The 16,815-nt window shown below is 73.1% G+C and carries 17 protein-coding genes; 10 read left to right on the top strand and 7 right to left on the bottom strand.

Annotated elements, in window-relative coordinates; translation table 11 throughout:
- Positions 1 to 314, bottom strand: a 314-nt coding sequence (locus tag ACWDD7_RS07845) for a sugar phosphate nucleotidyltransferase (RefSeq protein WP_351878765.1), incomplete at its 3' end; no start/stop codon positions are given.
- On the bottom strand, positions 311 to 2,113 hold the full coding sequence (locus ACWDD7_RS07840; protein ID WP_450456727.1) for a DUF5941 domain-containing protein: 1,803 nt from the start codon (positions 2,111 to 2,113) through the stop codon (positions 311 to 313). The genes ACWDD7_RS07840 and ACWDD7_RS07845, both read right to left, overlap by 4 nt.
- Before the next feature lie 254 nt (positions 2,114 to 2,367).
- On the opposite strand from ACWDD7_RS07840, the gene ACWDD7_RS07835 reads away from it, so the two are divergent.
- The 4 genes from ACWDD7_RS07835 (at position 2,368) to idi (ending at position 5,411) form a co-directional block, all read left to right on the top strand.
- Positions 2,368 to 2,511, top strand: a complete 144-nt coding sequence (locus ACWDD7_RS07835) for a hypothetical protein (RefSeq protein WP_450456726.1) — start codon at positions 2,368 to 2,370, stop codon at positions 2,509 to 2,511.
- 11 nt (positions 2,512 to 2,522) lie between these two features.
- Positions 2,523 to 3,494 (top strand): UDP-glucose 4-epimerase GalE, encoded by a 972-nt coding sequence (galE, locus tag ACWDD7_RS07830; RefSeq protein ID WP_450456725.1) that lies wholly within the window; start codon positions 2,523 to 2,525, stop codon positions 3,492 to 3,494.
- Between the two features lie 151 nt (positions 3,495 to 3,645).
- Positions 3,646 to 4,587 carry a cation diffusion facilitator family transporter gene (locus tag ACWDD7_RS07825; protein ID WP_351878756.1) on the top strand — a complete coding sequence of 314 codons (942 nt, stop codon included), beginning with the start codon at positions 3,646 to 3,648 and terminating at the stop codon, positions 4,585 to 4,587.
- Between the two features lie 230 nt (positions 4,588 to 4,817).
- Entirely contained in the window at positions 4,818 to 5,411 is a 594-nt protein-coding gene (gene idi, locus ACWDD7_RS07820) for an isopentenyl-diphosphate Delta-isomerase (RefSeq protein ID WP_392215780.1), read from the top strand.
- Between the two features lie 28 nt (positions 5,412 to 5,439).
- On the opposite strand, the gene ACWDD7_RS07815 is transcribed toward idi, so the two are convergent.
- Both ACWDD7_RS07815 and ACWDD7_RS07810 read right to left on the bottom strand, forming a co-directional pair.
- A complete protein-coding gene (locus tag ACWDD7_RS07815; RefSeq protein WP_392215792.1) occupies positions 5,440 to 5,931 on the bottom strand; it encodes an ATP-binding protein in 492 nt (163 codons plus the stop codon).
- A 154-nt stretch (positions 5,932 to 6,085) separates the two neighbouring features.
- Positions 6,086 to 6,661 (bottom strand): HdeD family acid-resistance protein, encoded by a 576-nt coding sequence (locus ACWDD7_RS07810; protein ID WP_351878750.1) that lies wholly within the window; start codon positions 6,659 to 6,661, stop codon positions 6,086 to 6,088.
- A 125-nt stretch (positions 6,662 to 6,786) separates the two neighbouring features.
- On the opposite strand from ACWDD7_RS07810, the gene ACWDD7_RS07805 reads away from it, so the two are divergent.
- From ACWDD7_RS07805 to ACWDD7_RS07795, 3 genes are all read left to right on the top strand, one after another.
- Positions 6,787 to 7,536, top strand: coding sequence for an enoyl-CoA hydratase/isomerase family protein (locus tag ACWDD7_RS07805; protein WP_351878747.1), 750 nt, complete (start codon positions 6,787 to 6,789; stop codon positions 7,534 to 7,536).
- A gap of 33 nt (positions 7,537 to 7,569) precedes the next feature.
- On the top strand, positions 7,570 to 8,100 hold the full coding sequence (locus ACWDD7_RS07800; RefSeq protein ID WP_450456724.1) for an AAA family ATPase: 531 nt from the start codon (positions 7,570 to 7,572) through the stop codon (positions 8,098 to 8,100).
- A gap of 274 nt (positions 8,101 to 8,374) precedes the next feature.
- Positions 8,375 to 8,683 carry a hypothetical protein gene (locus ACWDD7_RS07795; RefSeq protein WP_450456723.1) on the top strand — a complete coding sequence of 103 codons (309 nt, stop codon included), beginning with the start codon at positions 8,375 to 8,377 and terminating at the stop codon, positions 8,681 to 8,683.
- Positions 8,684 to 8,825: 142 nt separating this feature from the next.
- Here the strand turns inward: ACWDD7_RS07795 and ACWDD7_RS07790 are convergent, their stop codons facing one another.
- Together ACWDD7_RS07790 and ACWDD7_RS07785 are read right to left on the bottom strand one after the other, a co-directional pair.
- Positions 8,826 to 9,461 carry a DJ-1/PfpI family protein gene (locus ACWDD7_RS07790; RefSeq protein WP_351878741.1) on the bottom strand — a complete coding sequence of 212 codons (636 nt, stop codon included), beginning with the start codon at positions 9,459 to 9,461 and terminating at the stop codon, positions 8,826 to 8,828.
- A 31-nt stretch (positions 9,462 to 9,492) separates the two neighbouring features.
- Positions 9,493 to 10,452, bottom strand: coding sequence for a GlxA family transcriptional regulator (locus ACWDD7_RS07785; RefSeq protein WP_351878738.1), 960 nt, complete (start codon positions 10,450 to 10,452; stop codon positions 9,493 to 9,495).
- A gap of 294 nt (positions 10,453 to 10,746) precedes the next feature.
- Here ACWDD7_RS07785 and ACWDD7_RS07780 point away from each other — a divergent pair, with 294 nt between their 5' ends.
- Both ACWDD7_RS07780 and ACWDD7_RS07775 read left to right on the top strand, forming a co-directional pair.
- On the top strand, positions 10,747 to 13,176 hold the full coding sequence (locus ACWDD7_RS07780) for a Tex family protein (RefSeq protein WP_450456722.1): 2,430 nt from the start codon (positions 10,747 to 10,749) through the stop codon (positions 13,174 to 13,176).
- Between the two features lie 221 nt (positions 13,177 to 13,397).
- Complete coding sequence (locus ACWDD7_RS07775) at positions 13,398 to 14,069, top strand: hypothetical protein (protein ID WP_351878732.1); 672 nt, start codon at positions 13,398 to 13,400, stop codon at positions 14,067 to 14,069.
- A 54-nt stretch (positions 14,070 to 14,123) separates the two neighbouring features.
- Here the strand turns inward: ACWDD7_RS07775 and ACWDD7_RS07770 are convergent, their stop codons facing one another.
- Entirely contained in the window at positions 14,124 to 15,764 is a 1,641-nt protein-coding gene (locus ACWDD7_RS07770) for an ABC-F family ATP-binding cassette domain-containing protein (RefSeq protein WP_392212041.1), read from the bottom strand.
- A gap of 70 nt (positions 15,765 to 15,834) precedes the next feature.
- Here ACWDD7_RS07770 and ACWDD7_RS07765 point away from each other — a divergent pair, with 70 nt between their 5' ends.
- Positions 15,835 to 16,785: an FAD-dependent oxidoreductase gene (locus ACWDD7_RS07765; RefSeq protein ID WP_450456721.1), complete on the top strand. Its 951-nt coding sequence runs from the start codon at positions 15,835 to 15,837 to the stop codon at positions 16,783 to 16,785.
- The last annotated feature ends 30 nt before the right edge of the window (positions 16,786 to 16,815 follow it).

Raw genomic sequence — 16,815 nt, 5'->3', positions numbered from 1 at the left:
AGCGCGTCCCGGCCGCACCACAGGGAGTAGGCGTTGTTCCACTCCTCGGCCTTGTCGTTGTCGATGAGCGTGAGCTTGAGGCCGTACTTCTCCTCCAGGGCGGCCTTGCGCGCGTAGACGGCCTCCTTGCGGTAGCCGACGATGACCGCGACCTCGGTGAGGCCGATCTCCGCGAAGTTGCCGAGGGTGAGGTCGAGAACCGTGGGCTCGCCCTCCATGCCCGCGGGCCCCACCGGCACCAGCGCCTTGGGCAGGGTGTCCGTGTAGGGGCGCAGACGCCGTCCGGCGCCGGCCGCCAGCACGAGGCCGATCATGCGGTTTCTCCTTCATCGTGTACGGCGGGCGCCCCTGCGGACACCCAGAAGCGGATGCTCTCGACGAGCACCAGCAGGGCGACGACCACGGCGAGCACCGTGAGCGCGGCCTTGAACTGCGCGGCGGTGAGTGCCGCGGCCAGGACGGCGACGAGCAGGGTGCGCCCGTCGTGCCCCCCGATGGAGCGCACCAGCCAGGCCGGGGACGCTCCGGCGTTGCCGCGGATGCGGTACACCGTGTCGTAGTGATGGTAGGCGACGGCCGCCACCAGCCCGAAAGCCGCAGGAAGCGCCCCGTTCACGCCCGCTTTACCCGCGAGGGCGAGGACGGTGCCGTACTCGGCGGCGCGGAAGAACGGGGGGACCAGCCAGTCGAGGGCGCCCTTGAGGGGGCGGGCGACGGCGAGGGCCGAGGTGAGGACGTAGCCGAGGGCGCCGATCACCGGCACCACCGAGCCGTACGGGGAGAAGGCCGAGCAGGCGACGACCGCGGCGCCGCCGAGGAGGGCGACGGCGGGGACGGCGAGGCCGGGCAGGCCCCGCCGGGCGACGCGCCCGACCGCCTCGGCGAGCGGGCCGGAGTCGGCGAGGTCCGCGAGCGCCTGCGCGGCGCGGTCGGTGCGGCGCGCCTTGCGGGTCAGGGACCGCAGCACCCGGCCCGCGGTGGTGTAGGTGGCGGCGAAGGCGCAGCCGACAAGCAGGGCGTAGAAGGTGATCCGGGGAGTGGTGAACGCGGTCAGGACCGCGATCATCGCCCAGCGCTCGCCGATCGGCAGCACGATCATCCGGCGCACCCAGACCGTCCAGCCGACGCTGTCCAGCTTGTCGGAGAGGGCGGCGGTGGGGCTGGTGTTGGCGGTGGCGTCGTGGTTGGCCTCGTTGAAGGAGAAGTCGACCACGTGCCGGCAGGTCTGGAGGACCATCGCGCCGAGCGCGAGCGCCCATACGTCGTCATGGCCGCCGCGGGCCGCGCCCAGGGCGAGACCGGCGTAGTAGGCGTACTCCTTGGCCCGGTCGAAGGTGGCGTCGAGCCAGGCGCCGAGGGTGGAGTACTTCAGTGCGTAGCGGGCGAGCTGGCCGTCGGTGCAGTCCAGCACGAAGGAGGCGATCAGCAGCACGCCGGCGGCTATGAAACCGCCGCGGGTGCCGGTGGCCGCGCAGCCGGCCGCGATCAGCGCCGTGAGCAGCGAGGCGGTGGTGACCTGGTTCGGGGTCAGACCGCGGCGGGCGCACCAGCGGGCGATGTAGCGCGAGTACGGGCTGATGCAGTGCGTGGTGAAGAAGCCGTCGCGGGACTTCACGGCCGACTTCAGGCGTACGGCCTCGTCGTCCACGGCGGCGACGGCCTGCCGCGCCTCGTTGCGGGCCTGCGGGTCGGCGGGTACGACGGCGACGAGGCTGCCCAGCTCGGGGCGGTGCACCTCGCTGCCGTCGGCGTCCAGCTCGGTGACGATGCGGTCGGCGAGGCTGCCGACGGCGACCGCGGTGCCGCCGCCCGAGGAGGTCTCGCGGGCCACGGCCCGGGTCAGCGCCTGCCGGGCGGCCGGCTGGGCGGTGACGGCGCCGGGGACGGCGGCGAGCGGGAAGCGGGGGTCGGTCAGACCGAGGCGCAGGGCGTGCACATGACCGACGAACCCGGCGTCGACCACGGCGACGCGGTCACCGGCGGGGGCGGCGGCGAGCAGGGTCTCGGCCTCGGCGGTGCTCTCCGCCGTCCGGACGTCGAAGCCGAGGGACCGCAGATCGCTCTCGACCGACGATCCGGGGACCGGCTGACCGGTGACGATGGCGGTCGGCAACCGAACTCACTCCCTGGGTGCCGGCGCGACGGCACCGGTCTTCTGCGTGGTGGGCGCGCCTTGCCTGCGGCGCCCGGGCGGCATGTCGGCAGAGGGTATCGGATGAACCGAAGCCCGTGTTCACCGGCCGTTCACGGCCCGTCCCGCGCCCGCTGCCCCGCCCTTTGCCGCGATCATCATGTGCGATCAGCCCCCGCCCCCACAAACCGCAGCCCCAGACCCGGGCAACCGGGACACGCGAGACGACGAGGGGTGTGCGCACGGTCGCCCACGGCTACCTGTCCGGCGGGCAGTCGGCCTTCCCGCACCGGGTGACCGGCCCGGCCCTGGCCCACCCCGGCACCGGGCCCACCCCGGCACCGGGCACCGACCGGACCGGCCGGACCCGCGGAGCATAAGGTGGGGAAACATGACGTGGCTGATCACCGGCGGTGCCGGATACATCGGGGCGCACGTGGCACGCGCCATGGCCGGCGCCGGAGAGAAGGTCGTCGTACTGGACGACCTGTCCGCCGCCGTACCCGCGCGGCTCCCCTCCGACGTGCCGCTCGTCACCGGCTCCACGCTCGACGCCGCCCGTCTCGGCGAGGTCCTCACGGAGTACGGCGTCACCGGCGTCGTCCACCTCGCCGCCCGCAAGCAGGTCGGGGAGTCCGTCGCCGAGCCCACCCGCTACTACCGGGAGAACATCGGCGGCCTCGCGACCCTGCTGGACGCCATGGCCGCGTCGGACGTCCGCCGGCTGCTGTTCTCCTCCTCCGCCGCGGTGTACGGCAACCCGGACGTGGACCTGATCACCGAGGACACCCCCTGCGCCCCGGTCAACCCCTACGGGGAGACCAAGCTGGCCGGCGAGTGGCTGGTTCGGGCGGCCGGCCGGGCGCACGGCATCTCCACCGTGTGCCTGCGCTACTTCAACGTGGCGGGCGCCGCCGCGCCGGAACTCGCGGACACCGGCGTGTTCAACATCGTGCCGATGGTCTTCGACCGGCTCACCCGCGACGAGGCTCCCCGGATCTTCGGCGACGACTACCCGACCCCGGACGGCACCTGCGTACGGGACTACATCCACGTGGCCGACCTCGCCGAGGCCCACCTCGCCGCGGCGCGCCGCCTCGCGGACGACGCCCCGGCCGGCGATCTGACGCTGAACATCGGCCGCGGTGAGGGCGTCTCGGTCCGGGAGCTGATCACGGTCATCGGCGAGGTCACCGGCGACCGCAGGGAACCCGTCGTGGAGCCCCGCAGGCCGGGCGACGCGCCGCGCGCCGTGGCCTCGGCCGAACGCGCCGCCCGGGAACTGGGCTGGCGCGCCCGCCGCGACGTGCGCGAGATGGTGCGCTCGGCCTGGGAGGGCTGGCGGCTGCACCACGCCGGATAGACCCGCCTTGCCCGAGCAGCCGCAACGCCCTGACCAGCGGATCGTTTCCGCAGGTCAGGGCACATGACAACGGTGTTCAGTACCGCGTTGCCCGATACCCCCCGCCCGTAGTTCACTTGGCCTCCGGACGACGCGGAAGGACGGTTCTGCCATGGGGGCTGGGCACGATCACGGGCACGCGCACACCCACGCGCCGCCCACGGGCACGGCCGCGGCCGCCTACCGGGGCAGGCTGCGGATCGCCCTGGGCATCACCCTCACGATCATGGTGGTGGAGATCGCCGGCGGGCTCCTCGCGGACTCCCTCGCGCTGATCGCGGACGCCGCGCACATGGCGACCGACGCGGTGGGCCTCGGCATGGCGCTGCTCGCGATCCACTTCGCCAACCGCCCGGCGAGCGCCAACCGCACCTTCGGTTACGCCCGCGCCGAGATCCTCGCCGCCCTGGCCAACTGCCTGCTGCTGCTCGGCGTCGGCGGCTACGTCCTGTACGAGGCGGTCCAGCGGTTCGTCGCCCCCGCGGACACCCACGGCGGTCTGATGATCGTGTTCGGTGCGATCGGTCTGGTGGCCAACTCCATCTCGCTCACCCTGCTGATGCGCGGACAGCAGGAGAGCCTGAACGTGCGCGGTGCCTTCCTGGAGGTCGCCGCCGACGCGCTGGGCTCCGTCGCGGTGATGATCTCGGCCGCCGTGATCCTGCTCACCGGCTTCAAGGCGGCCGACCCGATCGCCTCGCTGATCATCGGACTGATGATCGTACCGAGGACCCTGAAGCTGCTGCGGGAGACGCTGGACGTGCTCCTGGAGGCGGCCCCCAAGAACGTCGACATGGCGGAGGTCCGGGCGCACATCCTGGCGCTGGACGGCGTGGAGGACGTGCACGACCTGCACGCCTGGACGATCACCTCCGGCATGCCGGTGCTGTCCGCGCACGTGGTGGTCAGCTCGGACGTGCTGAACGCCATCGGGAACGAGAAGATGCTGCACGAGTTGCAGGGCTGCATCGGCACCCACTTCGACGTCGAGCACTGCACCTTCCAGCTGGAGCCGGGCGGACACGCGGAGCACGAGGCGCGGCTCTGCCACTGAGCCGGTCCGGCGTCCGGCCCGCCGCGAAAGCCGTTCGGCCGCCACCGAAGCCGTTCATCCGTTCGACAGCACGGGGACGGTTCCCCCCGGCGGCCGCAGGGCACGATGATCTACCAGGTCCCCCTCACGGTGCTGTTGCACGCTCTGACATGCGGGTGTGCCGGGAAGTGCCGGGAGTGCCGGATTCGTACGGCAGACTTGGGGTGCGAAGAACGAGGCGAAGGATGGGTATGCCGATCACACCTGCCACCGAGACGCACAGCTCGTCGAACGGCGTCGCACAGGCGATCTTGCTGGAACTCGTCGACGAGAAGGGCGTGACCATCGGCACCGAGGAGAAGCTCGCCGCCCATCAGCCGCCGGGACAGCTGCACCGCGCGTTCTCGGTGTTCCTCTTCGACGAGCAGGGCCGGCTGCTGCTCCAGCAGCGGGCGCTCGGCAAGTACCACTCCCCCGGTGTGTGGTCCAACACCTGCTGCGGCCACCCCTACCCCGGCGAGGCCCCGTTCGCGGCGGCCGCCCGGCGAACCTACGAGGAGCTGGGGGTGTCCCCGTCGCTGCTGGCGGAGGCCGGCACCGTGCGCTACAACCACCCGGACCCCGCCTCGGGCCTGGTGGAGCAGGAGTTCAACCACCTGTTCGTCGGCCTGGTGCAGACGCCGCTCGCGCCGGACCCCGGGGAGGTCGCCGCGACCGCCTTCGTGACCGCGGCCGAGCTGACCGAGCGGCACGCCCGGGACACCTTCTCCGCCTGGTTCATGACGGTGCTGGACGCGGCCCGCCCCGCGGTCCGGGAGCTGACGGGTCCGTCCGCGGGCTGGTGACGCCTTCGGGGCGTCGCGGGAGCGAAGCTCAGGGAAAGGCGGGCTTGAGCGGCAGGGCGGCCCAGATCACCTTGCCGCCGCTCGCCGTGTGCTCCACGTCGACCACCCCGCCCGCCTCCCGGGCCACCTCGCGCACCAGGAGCAGCCCCCGCCCACCGGTCCGGCCGTGATCCGCCTCCAGGGCCGTCGGGCGGTACGGATGGTTGTCCTCCACGGACACCCGCACCCACTCGGCGCCGACCGCGACCTCCACCGCCAGCATGGGCGAAAGGAGGGCCGCGTGCTTCACGGCGTTCGTGACCAGCTCGGAGACGATCAGCAGCAGGCCCTGCACCAGCTCCTCGGAAACCGGTACGCCCTGGCGCAGCAGCAGGTCCCGTACGGCGTGCCGGGCCTGCGGGACCGAGGCGTCCACCGCGGCCGCGGTGAACCGCCAGACGCCCTCGTACGGCAGTGGGTGGGGCGCCCGCTCGGCGCCCCCCGTAGGGCGCGGGCCGCCCCCGCGCCCGTGGTTGTCCATCGTCCGGTCGCCACCCTCGCGCTCGATTGTCACCACACGTCGAGTGTTGGTAACGATCGGCGTCGCTCCGCGCACCTGACCAGAACTCGCCGGGTATCGAGCGCCTTCTGACCGACTGCTTATGACAACGTCACGTGTCGGACCGTTTCCGCGCCTACCGCGGCTCACTGACGAGGCCGACGATCCGGCGGCCGCCGTAGCCGGTGGCGATCAGGCCGAGGCCGTCGAAGAGCAGGGCGAGCGAGAAGAAGGCGCCGATAACGTACTGGCTGCTGCTGGGCCAGTGGGCGAGGACCAGGACGCCGAGCAGCAGGTCGAAGACGCCGAGCAGCAGGGTCCAGCCGAACTGGGGGCCGCGTACGACGATGCCGCCGACCAACCGGAAGAGGCCGGCGGACAGGAACAGCAGCGCGGCGAACATGGTCAGCGCGGCGGCGGCCGCGTGGGGCAGCCGGATGACGACGACACCGGCCGCGATGTTCAGGGCGGCGACGATCACGCCGAGCCAGAAGTAGTTGGTGCCGCGGGCCTGGATCGCGTGCAGCAGGCCGACGATCCCGCCGATCAGCAGCAGCCAGCCGAACAGCAGCATCGAGGTGAGCGTGGCCACCCCGGTGTAGACGAGGCCGACGAGGCCGGCGAGGACGAGGATCACGCCGAGCACCGCGAGCAGGCCGAACCCCTGGCGCATCGACGCCGCCCTGTCCTTGGGCTTGCGCGCCCTGGTCATCGCCACCTCCTCGACGGGCTCACCGTACGAGCCCGAACGACCTCACCTTTAATAGCTTTCCTTCATCTTTGTCCCCCTCGGGGGCGGTGTCGTAACTCCGGGGGCGGCCGGATAGCATCCAGCGCATGGAGCCCCAGCTGTCCCACCAGGTCACCGACTCCGTCGCCACGGTCGTGATCGGCAATCCGGCCAAGCGCAACGCCATGACGGCCGACATGTGGCGGGCGCTGCCGCCGCTGCTGGCGGGGCTCGCCCGCGACCCCGGGGTACGGGCGCTGGTGCTGACCGGCGAGGGCCGGACCTTCTGCGCGGGCGCGGACATCTCCACGCTCCAGGGGTCGGCCGGTCCGGCGCAGGGACTCGCGGTGGCGGCGGAGGAGGCGCTGGCCGCGTTCCCGAAGCCCACGGTGGCCGCGGTGCGGGGGCACTGCGTGGGCGGCGGGGTGCAGCTCGCGGCGGCGTGCGATCTCCGACTGGCCGAGGACGGCGCCCTGTTCGGGGTGACCCCGGCGCGGCTCGGCATCGTCTACCCCTCCTCCTCGACCCGTCGGCTGGTGTCGCTGGTGGGCCCGGCCACCGCCAAGTACCTGCTGTTCACCGCCGAGTTGATCGACACTGAGCGCGCGCTGCGTACCGGTCTGGTGGACGAGGTGCTGCCCGAGGGCGAACTCGGCAAGCGGGTGGCGGAGTTGACCCGTACACTCGTCTCCCGCTCCCAGCTCACCCAGGCCGCCGCCAAGGAGTTCGCGAACGGTCGCGAGGACCGGGACGGCCACTGGACGGAGCAGGCCCGCGCCGGCGACGACACCGCGGAGGGCGTGGCCGCCTTCCTGGAGCGCCGGACCCCCCACTTCAGATGGACACCGCCCGCCTGACGCACCCCCGCCGCTAGCCTGGCCGGTGCGCGGATGGGGAGCGAGCGGACGCGGCTGATCGTGCTGCGCGGCAACAGCGCCTCGGGCAAGTCGTCGGTCGCGGCCGGGCTGCGGGAGCGGTTCGGACGGGGCCTCGCGCTGGTCGGGCAGGACAACCTGCGCCGGACCGTGCTGCGGGAGCGGGACCGGCCGGGGGCGGCGAACATCGGGCTGATCGAGCTGACCGCCCGTTACGCGCTGGACGCCGGGTACCACGTCGTCGTCGAGGGCATCCTGTACGCCGACCGCTACGGGGCGATGCTCGCGCGGCTGCGCGCGGACCACCGCGGGCCGACGTACGGCTACTACCTGGACGTGCCCTTCACGGAGACCCTGGCCCGGCATGCGACGAAGCCCATCGCCGACGAGGTCGGCGAGGAGCGGCTGCGGGAGTGGTACCGGGCGCGCGACCTGCTGCCCGGCGGGGTGGAGACGGTCATCGGGGCCGGGAGCGGGCTGGCGGAGACGGTGGACCGGATTTTCGAGGAGACCGGACTCGCACGCCTTCCGGCGCTCGACCGCTGAGCGGACCTCGGCCGCCGGGAACCCGGCGGGCCGTCCGGGCGGCGCACGGCCTGTTACTCACTTTCGGGTGAGCGCGGGGGCGCGCAGGGGCGCGAAAGTGCAGGAAGAGGGCGCATTCAGAGCATAAATGGTTGCTACAGGCGACTGTTACAAAGTCTCTTATATCCGTAATGACGTCGCGCGTCCCCCGTGTCGGCCGGGGCGTGGGTCGCAGGGTGTGGGCGTGCGGCCGACCGGTCGCCACGCGCACCACACCCTTGCGAAAGGGGACCTCGTGTCCGTTCTTGCCTCTGTCCGCAGACTGACCGCCGCCGGTGTCCTGGCCGCCGCCGTCGTGGGCGCGGCCGCCCTCCCGGCCGCCGCCGCGGGACAGCCCGTCGCCCGCCCGCACCAGGCGCTCTCGGCCGACGACGCGCGGCACTTCCCCCGCCCCGGCGACCGCTGGGGCCGTGACCACAGGTACGACCGCGACCACCGGTACGACCGCGACCACCGCCACGACGGCCGGCGCTACGGCCACTGGCACGACTGGGACGGCCGCCTCGGCGACCACGACGACCGCCGCGGCCACCGCTGGCACTGATCCACGAGTCGCCGTCGGCATCGGGACTCGCCGGGGCCGGGCAGGGCACGTCCTGCCCGGCCCCGCCGCGGGTACGGCCGTCCGACGGCACGCGCGGTCCCCCCGTGCGCCGCGGCGGCCTCGGCGAGCGGGTGGGGCGCGGCTACGTCAGGCTGAAGCGGCCGCCCGTCCGCAGCTCCTCGACGAGGTGGGCGGGCGCCTTCCGCGGGGACCCGGCGTCATAGGGCGGCTGCGGGTCGTACTCGGTCAACAGCTGGACGGCCTGGGCGTGTTCGTCGCCCGCGATCCGGCCGACCAGGGTGAGGGCCATGTCGATGCCGGAGGAGACCCCGGCCGCGGTGACGTACTTGCCCTCGGTCACCACCCGCTCGCCGGTGGGCCGGGCGCCGTACTTCTCAAGCATCGGCAGCGCGGTCCAGTGGCTGGTGGCGCGGCGGCCGGCGAGCAGCCCCGCGGCGGCGAGCAGCAGCGAGCCCGAGCACACCGAGGTCGTCCAGGTGCTCGTCGCGTCGGCGGCGCGCAGCCACTCCAGCAGGGCCGGGTTCTCCAGCTGGGTCAGGGTGCCGGGGCCACCGGAGACGACGACGACGTCCGGGGCGGGCACCTCGTGCAGGGCCCGGTCCGCGGTGAGGGCGAGGAAGCCGGTGTCACTGCGGACGGGTCCGGCCTGCTCGGCGACGAAGGTGAGGCGCGCGTCCGGGACGCGGCTGAGGATCTCGTAGGGGCCCACGGCGTCGAGGGCGGTGAAGCGGTCGTAGACGACCACGGCGATCTGCACGGTGTGTCCTTTCGGGTGACGGCGACGGTGCTCAGTCGACGGCGGCGGGGCGGAACCGGCGCCGGTACTCGGCCGGCGCGGTGCCGAACGCCTTGAGGAACGCCCGGCGCATGGCCTCGGGGGTGCCGTAGCCGCTGGCCCGGGAGATCTCCTCGATGCCGCCGGGGGTGTCCTCCAGCAGCCGGCGGGCGTGTTCCAGACGGACCCGGTCGACGTAGCGACCCGGTGTCATGCCGGTCTCGGCGCGGAAGGCGCGGGCGAAGTGGCGCGGGGACAGCGCGGCGCGGGCGGCCAGGGCGTCGACGCCGAGATCGGTGTCCGGGTGCTCGCTGATCCACCGCTGTACGTCCCGCAGCGGCTCGCGCAGGGCGGTCTGGGCGGCCAGCTGGGCGCTGAACTGGGCCTGGTTGCCGGGCCGGCGCAGGAAGACCACGAGGTGCCGGGCCAGGGAGAGGGCGACGTCCCGGTCCAGGTCCTCCTCCACCAGGGCGAGCGCGAGGTCGATGCCCGCGGTCACGCCCGCCGAGGTGGCGACGCGGCCGTCGCGGACGTAGATGGGTTCGGGCTCCACGTGGACGGCCGGACGCTCGCGCGCGAGCCGGTCGCAGTAGGCCCAGTGCGTGGTGGCCCGGCGGCCGTCGAGCAGTCCCGCGGCGGCGAGCAGGAAGGCGCCGGTGCAGACCGAGACCAGACGGGCGGGGCGCGGGCCGTGGGCGCGCAGCCAGCCGACCAGCCGCGGGTCGGGATCGCGGGTGCCCTCACCGCCGGGGACCAGCAGGGTGTGCGGCTCCTCCGCCGCGGTGAGCGCCTCGTCGGGGACGAGCGTCAGTCCGCTGGTCGTCCGCACCGGGCCGCCGTCCAGGGACGCCGTGCGGATCCGGTAGGTGCCGGGCGTGTGCCGCTCGGCACCGGTGAACACTTCGAGGGGCCCGGTGACGTCCAGGCTCTGGACCCCGTCGAAGACGACGAAGAGGAGTGTGCGCTGCGTCATGCCGTCGATTCTTCGGGCACGGGCGGATGGCCGCAATGACGCGTTTCCCACCTTTTCTGCCATGGCCGCACGGGTGCGGTGCGGGCGGCGGGTGGGGCGGCGGCTGTGCCGGGTGCCCGCCCGGCCTCCCGGGGGGGCGTCGGCCGGGCCGGGTGGGGGCATCGGCCGGCCCGGGTGGGGGCCGGGCCGAGACGCGTCGGATCGCGGGGCGCCACGTGTCGCCCTGATCCCCGGTTGTCGGTGTCACCTGCCACAATTGCCGCGCAACCTCAGTGGAGAAGGCGGTACGGGATCGTGACGACACCCGGGTCCATCGAAGCAGGATCCATCGAAGGCAGGATCGCCGAGGAACTCGGCGTACGGGAGCGGCAGGTGACGGCCGCGGTGGAACTGCTCGACGGCGGTTCGACCGTGCCCTTCATCGCCCGCTACCGCAAGGAAGCGACCGAGATGCTCGACGACGCGCAACTGCGCACGATCGAGGAGCGGCTGCGCTATCTGCGGGAGCTGGAGGAGCGGCGGACCGCGATCCTGGAGTCGGTGCGCGAGCAGGGCAAGCTCACCGAGGAGCTGGAGGCCCGGATCCGCGGCGCCGAGACCAAGGCGCGCCTGGAGGACATCTACCTCCCGTACAAGCCCAAGCGGCGCACCAAGGCGCAGATCGCGCGCGAGGCCGGCCTGGAGCCGCTGGCCGAGGGCCTGCTGGGCGACCCGACGGTGGAACCGCTGTCGGCGGCCGCCGCGTTCGTGGACCCGGACAAGGGCGTCGCCGATCCCGGGGCCGCCCTGGAGGGCGCGCGGGCGATCCTCACCGAGCGGTTCTCCGAGGACGCCGACCTGATCGGCGAGCTGCGCGAACGCATGTGGGTGCGCGGGCGCCTCGCCGCGAAGGTCCGGGAGGGCAAGGAGGAGGCGGGCGCCAAGTTCGCCGACTACTTCGACTTCGCCGAGCCGTTCACCGAGCTGCCCTCGCACCGCGTCCTGGCGATGCTGCGCGGCGAGAAGGAGGAGGTGCTCGATCTCGTCCTGGAGCCGGAGGAGCCCGCCGACTCCCCGTCGGGTCCGTCGTCGTACGAGGGCATCGTCGCGCACCGCTTCGGCATCGCCGAGCGCGGCCGCCCCGCCGACAAGTGGCTGACGGACACCGTCCGCTGGGCCTGGCGCACCCGCATCCTGGTGCACCTCGGCATCGACCTGCGGCTGCGGCTGCGGACGGCCGCCGAGGACGAGGCGGTGAACGTGTTCGCGGCCAACCTGCGCGACCTGCTGCTCGCCGCCCCGGCCGGCACCCGCGCCACCCTGGGCCTGGACCCCGGTTTCCGCACGGGGGTGAAGGTCGCCGTGGTCGACGCCACCGGCAAGGTCGTCGCCACGGACGTGATCTACCCGCACGTCCCGGCCAACAAGTGGGACGAGGCGCTCGCCAAGCTGGCGCGGCTCGCGAAGGAGCACGCGGTCGAGCTGGTCGCGATCGGCAATGGCACCGCGTCCCGCGAGACCGACAAGCTCGCGGCCGAACTCATCGCCAAACACCCGGAGTTGAAGCTCACCAAGGTGATGGTCTCGGAGGCCGGCGCCTCGGTGTACTCGGCGTCGGCGTACGCCTCCCGGGAACTGCCGGACATGGACGTGTCGTTGCGCGGCGCGGTCTCCATCGCCCGGCGGCTTCAGGACCCGCTGGCCGAGCTGGTGAAGATCGACCCGAAGTCCATCGGCGTCGGCCAGTACCAGCACGACCTGTCCGAGGTGAAGCTGTCCCGCTCGCTGGACGCGGTGGTCGAGGACTGTGTGAACGGCGTGGGCGTGGACGTCAACACCGCGTCCGTGCCGCTGCTGGCCCGCGTGTCGGGTGTCTCGGCCGGGCTCGCGGAGAACATCGTGGCGCACCGGGACGCCAACGGCCCCTTCACCTCCCGTTCGGAGCTGAAGAAGGTGGCGCGGCTCGGCCCGAAGGCGTACGAGCAGTGCGCGGGCTTCCTGCGCATCCGCGACGGCGCCGACCCGCTGGACGCCTCCAGCGTGCACCCGGAGTCCTACCCGGTGGTGCGGCGGATGGTGAAGACCACGGGCCAGGAGGTGGCCTCCCTCATCGGCAACACGGGCGTGCTGCGCTCGCTGCGGCCGGCCGACTTCGTGGACGACACCTTCGGTCTGCCGACCGTCTCGGACATCCTCAAGGAGCTGGAGAAGCCGGGCCGCGACCCGCGTCCGGCCTTCAGGACGGCCACCTTCAAGGAGGGCGTGGAGAAGATCTCCGACCTGTCCGCCGGGATGGTCCTGGAGGGCGTGGTGACGAACGTGGCGGCCTTCGGCGCGTTCGTGGACATCGGCGTCCACCAGGACGGCCTGGTGCATGTGTCGGCGATGTCCAAGACGTTCGTCAAGGACCCGCGGGACGTGGTGAAGCCGGGTGACATCGTCAAGGTGAAGGTCCTGGACGTGGACATCCCGCGCAAGCGGATCGGCCTGACCCTGCGCCTGGACGACGAGGCGGCCCCGGAGGCGCAGCCCGGCGGCAAGCGCCAGCGCGGCGGCGCCCGGCCGCCCCAGCAACGGCAGGGCGGCCAGGGACAGGGCCAGCGCCAGGGCGGCCAGGGACAGGGTGGCCAGCGGCAGGGCCGCGGTGGGGGCGACCGGGGCGGACGGCAGGCGCCGGCTCCGGCCAACAGCGCCATGGCGGACGCGCTGCGCCGCGCGGGCCTGCTGAACCCGAAGCAGCGCTGACCCGCGCGCGAGCAGACCCGTTCCGGATGAAGGGCCGGAGCCCCCGTGGCTCCGGCCCTTGCGCGTCCCGCGCCCCAGTGAGCATCGAAAGAAACAGACTTTTCCCCGTATCGATGGGTTTAGCCCGAGGAAATACACGAAGCGGACACAGCGCCTATCCGCTCCTTCCACACTCGCTTCCGTGCACGTGACGGTGCACGCGAAACGATGGGGAGGACTCTGTGTTCCGCACCACGAAGCAGCGCCTGGCGGCCTGCACGACCGCCGCGGCACTCGCCGCCGCGGCGGCCTCGTTCGCCGCTCCGACGGCGGCCACCGGCGCCGCGGCCCGAGGTGAGCTGACGTACGGCAGCATCATCCTGCTCCAGAACCAGTACGGCGGCGACGGCGGCTACCTCGACACCAACGGCGTCTCCGGCCAGCCGGGCGCCACCTACGACGTGAGCACCAACAACCGGCCCAACAGCCGCGGTCCGGCCACCTCGGAGTGGCGGGTCGTCTCCGCCACCGGGAAGGCCGCCGGCTCCCGTGTGCTCAGCGGTGACGTCGTCTACCTCATCAACCAGTACGGCAGCCACCACACCTACCTCGACACCAACGGCGTCTCCGACCAGGCGGGCGCCAAGTACAAGGTCTCCGCCACCACGACCAAGGACCGCGGTCCGGGCACCGGCAAGTGGCACATCTTCGGCGTGCGGTCCTCGCCGAACGACGGCCACATCCGCACCGACGACATCGTGCATCTGCTCAACGACTACGGCTCCGCCAACGGCGGTTTCCTCGACACCAACGGCGTCTCCCACCAGGGCGGCGGCGCCAAGTACAGGGTGTCCACCAGCCCGTACAGCGACCGCGGCACCGGCACCGGCTCCTGGAAGGTGCTGCCCTCCTGACCTTCCGTCACGCGCCGGGCCCCGGGGAGCGGGGACTCCCCGGGGCCCGGCGCCTCAGCGCTCGGTCACCTTGCCCGCCGCGACCTCCCAGCGCCGGGTCACCCGGACCGCGTCCAGCATGCGGCGGTCGTGGGTGACCAGCAGGAGGGTGCCCGTGTAGGCGTCCAGGGCGGACTCCAGCTGCTCGATGGCGGGCAGGTCGAGGTGGTTCGTCGGCTCGTCCAGGACGAGGAGGTTGACGCCCCGGCCCTGGAGCAGGGCGAGGGCGGCCCGGGTGCGTTCGCCCGGGGAGAGGGTCGCGGCCGGGCGCAGCACATGGTCCGACCTCAGGCCGAACTTGGCGAGGAGGGTGCGGACCTCCACCGGTTCGGTGTCGGGGACGGCCGCGCAGAAGGCGTCGAGCAGGGCCTCGGGTCCGTGGAACAGGCCCCGGGCCTGGTCGACCTCGCCGACCAGCACGCCCGAGCCGAGGGCCGCGTGCCCCGCGTCCAGCGGGACGCGGCCGAGCAGGGCGGCCAGCAGGGTCGACTTGCCGGCGCCGTTGGCCCCGGTGACCGCGATCCGGTCGGCCCAGTCGATCTGGAGGCTCACCGGCCCGAAGGTGAAGTCCCCGCGCCGGATCTCGGCGTCCCGCAGCGTGGCCACCACGGCGCCCGAGCGCGGGGCGGCCGCGATCTCCATGCGCAGCTCCCACTCCTTGCGCGGCTCCTCGACCACCTCCAGGCGCTCGATCATCCGCTGGGTCTGCCGGGCCTTGGCGGCCTGCTTCTCACTGGCCTCGCTGCGGAACTTGCGGCCGATCTTGTCGTTGTCGTTGCCCGCCTTGCGCCGGGCGTTCTTGACGCCCTTGTCCATCCAGGACCGCTGCATCTGCGCCCGGTCCTGGAGGGCCGCCTTCTTGTCGGCGAACTCCTCGTACTCCTCGCGGGCGTGCCGCCGGCCCGTCTCGCGCTCCTCCAGGTAGGCCTCGTAGCCGCCGCCGTAGAGGTTGATCTGCCGCTGTGCCAGGTCGAGTTCGAGGACCTTGGTGACGGTGCGGGTGAGGAACTCGCGGTCGTGGCTGACGACGACGGTGCCGGCGCGCAGCCCGGTGACGAACCGCTCCAGGCGCTCCAGACCGTCGAGGTCGAGGTCGTTGGTGGGCTCGTCCAGGAGGAAGACGTCGTAGCGGGAGAGCAGCAGGGAGGCGAGGCCCGCGCGGGCCGCCTGGCCGCCGGAGAGGGAGGTCATCGGCTGGTCCAGACCCACGGCGAGGCCGAGGGAGTCGGCGACCTCCTCCGCTCGCTCGTCCAGATCGGCGCCGCCGAGGCCGAGCCAGCGCTCCAGGCTCACCGCGTAGGCGTCGTCCGCGCCGGGCGCGCCGTCGACCAGCGCCTGTGTCGCCTCGTCCATGAGCCGCTGCGCCTCGGCGACGCCGGTGCGCCGGGCCAGGAACTCCCGCACGGTCTCCCCCGGCCGGCGCTCGGGCTCCTGCGGCAGATGGCCGACCGTCGCGGCGGGCGGGGACAGGCGCAGCTCGCCCTGCTCGGGCGCGACGAGTCCGGCGAGCATCCGCAGCAGCGTGGACTTGCCCGCGCCGTTGGCGCCGACCAGCCCGATCACGTCGCCGGGCGCCACGACGAGGTCGAGCCCGGCGAAGAGCGAGCGGTCGCCGTGCCCGGCGGCGAGGTTCTTGGCGACGAGGGTGGCAGTCATCAGGATGACGATCCTAGTGCGCCCGCCGCTGGACAGGGCCTATGGTCCGCATGTGAACAGCGTGCACAGCATGAACAGCGTGAACCGTGAGACGGATGACGAAGTGATCGTGGTCGGCGGCGGGGTCGTCGGGCTCACCACGGCCGTGGTGCTGGCCGAGGCCGGGCGGCGGGTCCAGGTGTGGACGCGCGAGCCCGCCGAGCGGACCACGTCGGCGGTCGCCGGCGGCCTGTGGTGGCCGTACCGCATCGAACCGGAGCGGCTCGTCGGCGACTGGGCGCTGGAAACCCTCGCCGTGTACGAGGAGCTGGCAAAGCGGCCCGAGGAGACGGGCGTACGCCTTGTCGACGGCGTCCACCAGGGGGCGCGGCTCGACGAGCTGGGCGGCTGGGCGGCCCGGGTGCCGGGGCTGCGGGCCGTGCCGGACGGCGTGGCGGCGCGGCTGCCGGTGATCGACATGCCGACGCATCTGGCGTGGCTGCGGGAGCGGCTCGTGAAGGCCGGCGGCACGGTGTCGCTGCGCGAGGTGGCGGATCTCGCCGACGTGCCCGCCGATGCGGTGGTCAACTGCGCGGGGCTCGGGGCGCGTTCGCTGACCGGGGACACCACCCTGCGGCCGGTGCGGGGGCAGCTGGTGCTGGTGGAGAATCCCGGGATCGGCACATACTACACGTCCGTGGACCATTCGTCGCCGGTCGCCGCGTATTTCATCCCGCAGCCGTACGGGTTGGTCCTCGGCGGGACGGCGCAGGAGGGCGACTGGTCCCTGGAGCCGGATCCCGCCACGGCCGAGGAGATCATCGCCCGGTGCGCGCGGGTGCGGCCGGAGATCGCGGGGGCGCGGGTGCTGGGGCACAAGGTGGGCTTGCGGCCGTACCGGGACGTGGTGCGGCTGGAGCGGCAGCCGCTGCCCGGCGGGCGAACGGTGGTGCACTCGTACGGCCACGGCGGTGCCGGTGTGACGGTGGCCTGGGGATGCGCCCGGGAGGCGGCCGGGCTGGTTCCGGGGACGAGCGGGTAAGCGTTCGGGACGCGTGCTGCCGCCGTAGGA

It is taken from the genome of Streptomyces sp. NPDC001056, from assembly GCF_053598955.1.
This window is presented reverse-complemented; position numbering and strand designations above follow the sequence as displayed.

Coding starts and splice junctions, on each gene's coding strand:
- galE (WP_450456725.1), top strand. CDS start 2,523: ATGACGTGGCTGATCACCGGCGGTGCCGGATACATCGGGGCGCACGTG.
- ACWDD7_RS07825 (WP_351878756.1), top strand. CDS start 3,646: ATGGGGGCTGGGCACGATCACGGGCACGCGCACACCCACGCGCCGCCC.
- idi (WP_392215780.1), top strand. CDS start 4,818: ATGCCGATCACACCTGCCACCGAGACGCACAGCTCGTCGAACGGCGTC.
- ACWDD7_RS07815 (WP_392215792.1), bottom strand. CDS start 5,931: ATGGACAACCACGGGCGCGGGGGCGGCCCGCGCCCTACGGGGGGCGCC.
- ACWDD7_RS07810 (WP_351878750.1), bottom strand. CDS start 6,661: ATGACCAGGGCGCGCAAGCCCAAGGACAGGGCGGCGTCGATGCGCCAG.
- ACWDD7_RS07805 (WP_351878747.1), top strand. CDS start 6,787: ATGGAGCCCCAGCTGTCCCACCAGGTCACCGACTCCGTCGCCACGGTC.
- ACWDD7_RS07800 (WP_450456724.1), top strand. CDS start 7,570: ATGGGGAGCGAGCGGACGCGGCTGATCGTGCTGCGCGGCAACAGCGCC.
- ACWDD7_RS07785 (WP_351878738.1), bottom strand. CDS start 10,452: ATGACGCAGCGCACACTCCTCTTCGTCGTCTTCGACGGGGTCCAGAGC.
- ACWDD7_RS07770 (WP_392212041.1), bottom strand. CDS start 15,764: ATGACTGCCACCCTCGTCGCCAAGAACCTCGCCGCCGGGCACGGCGAC.
- ACWDD7_RS07765 (WP_450456721.1), top strand. CDS start 15,835: ATGAACAGCGTGAACCGTGAGACGGATGACGAAGTGATCGTGGTCGGC.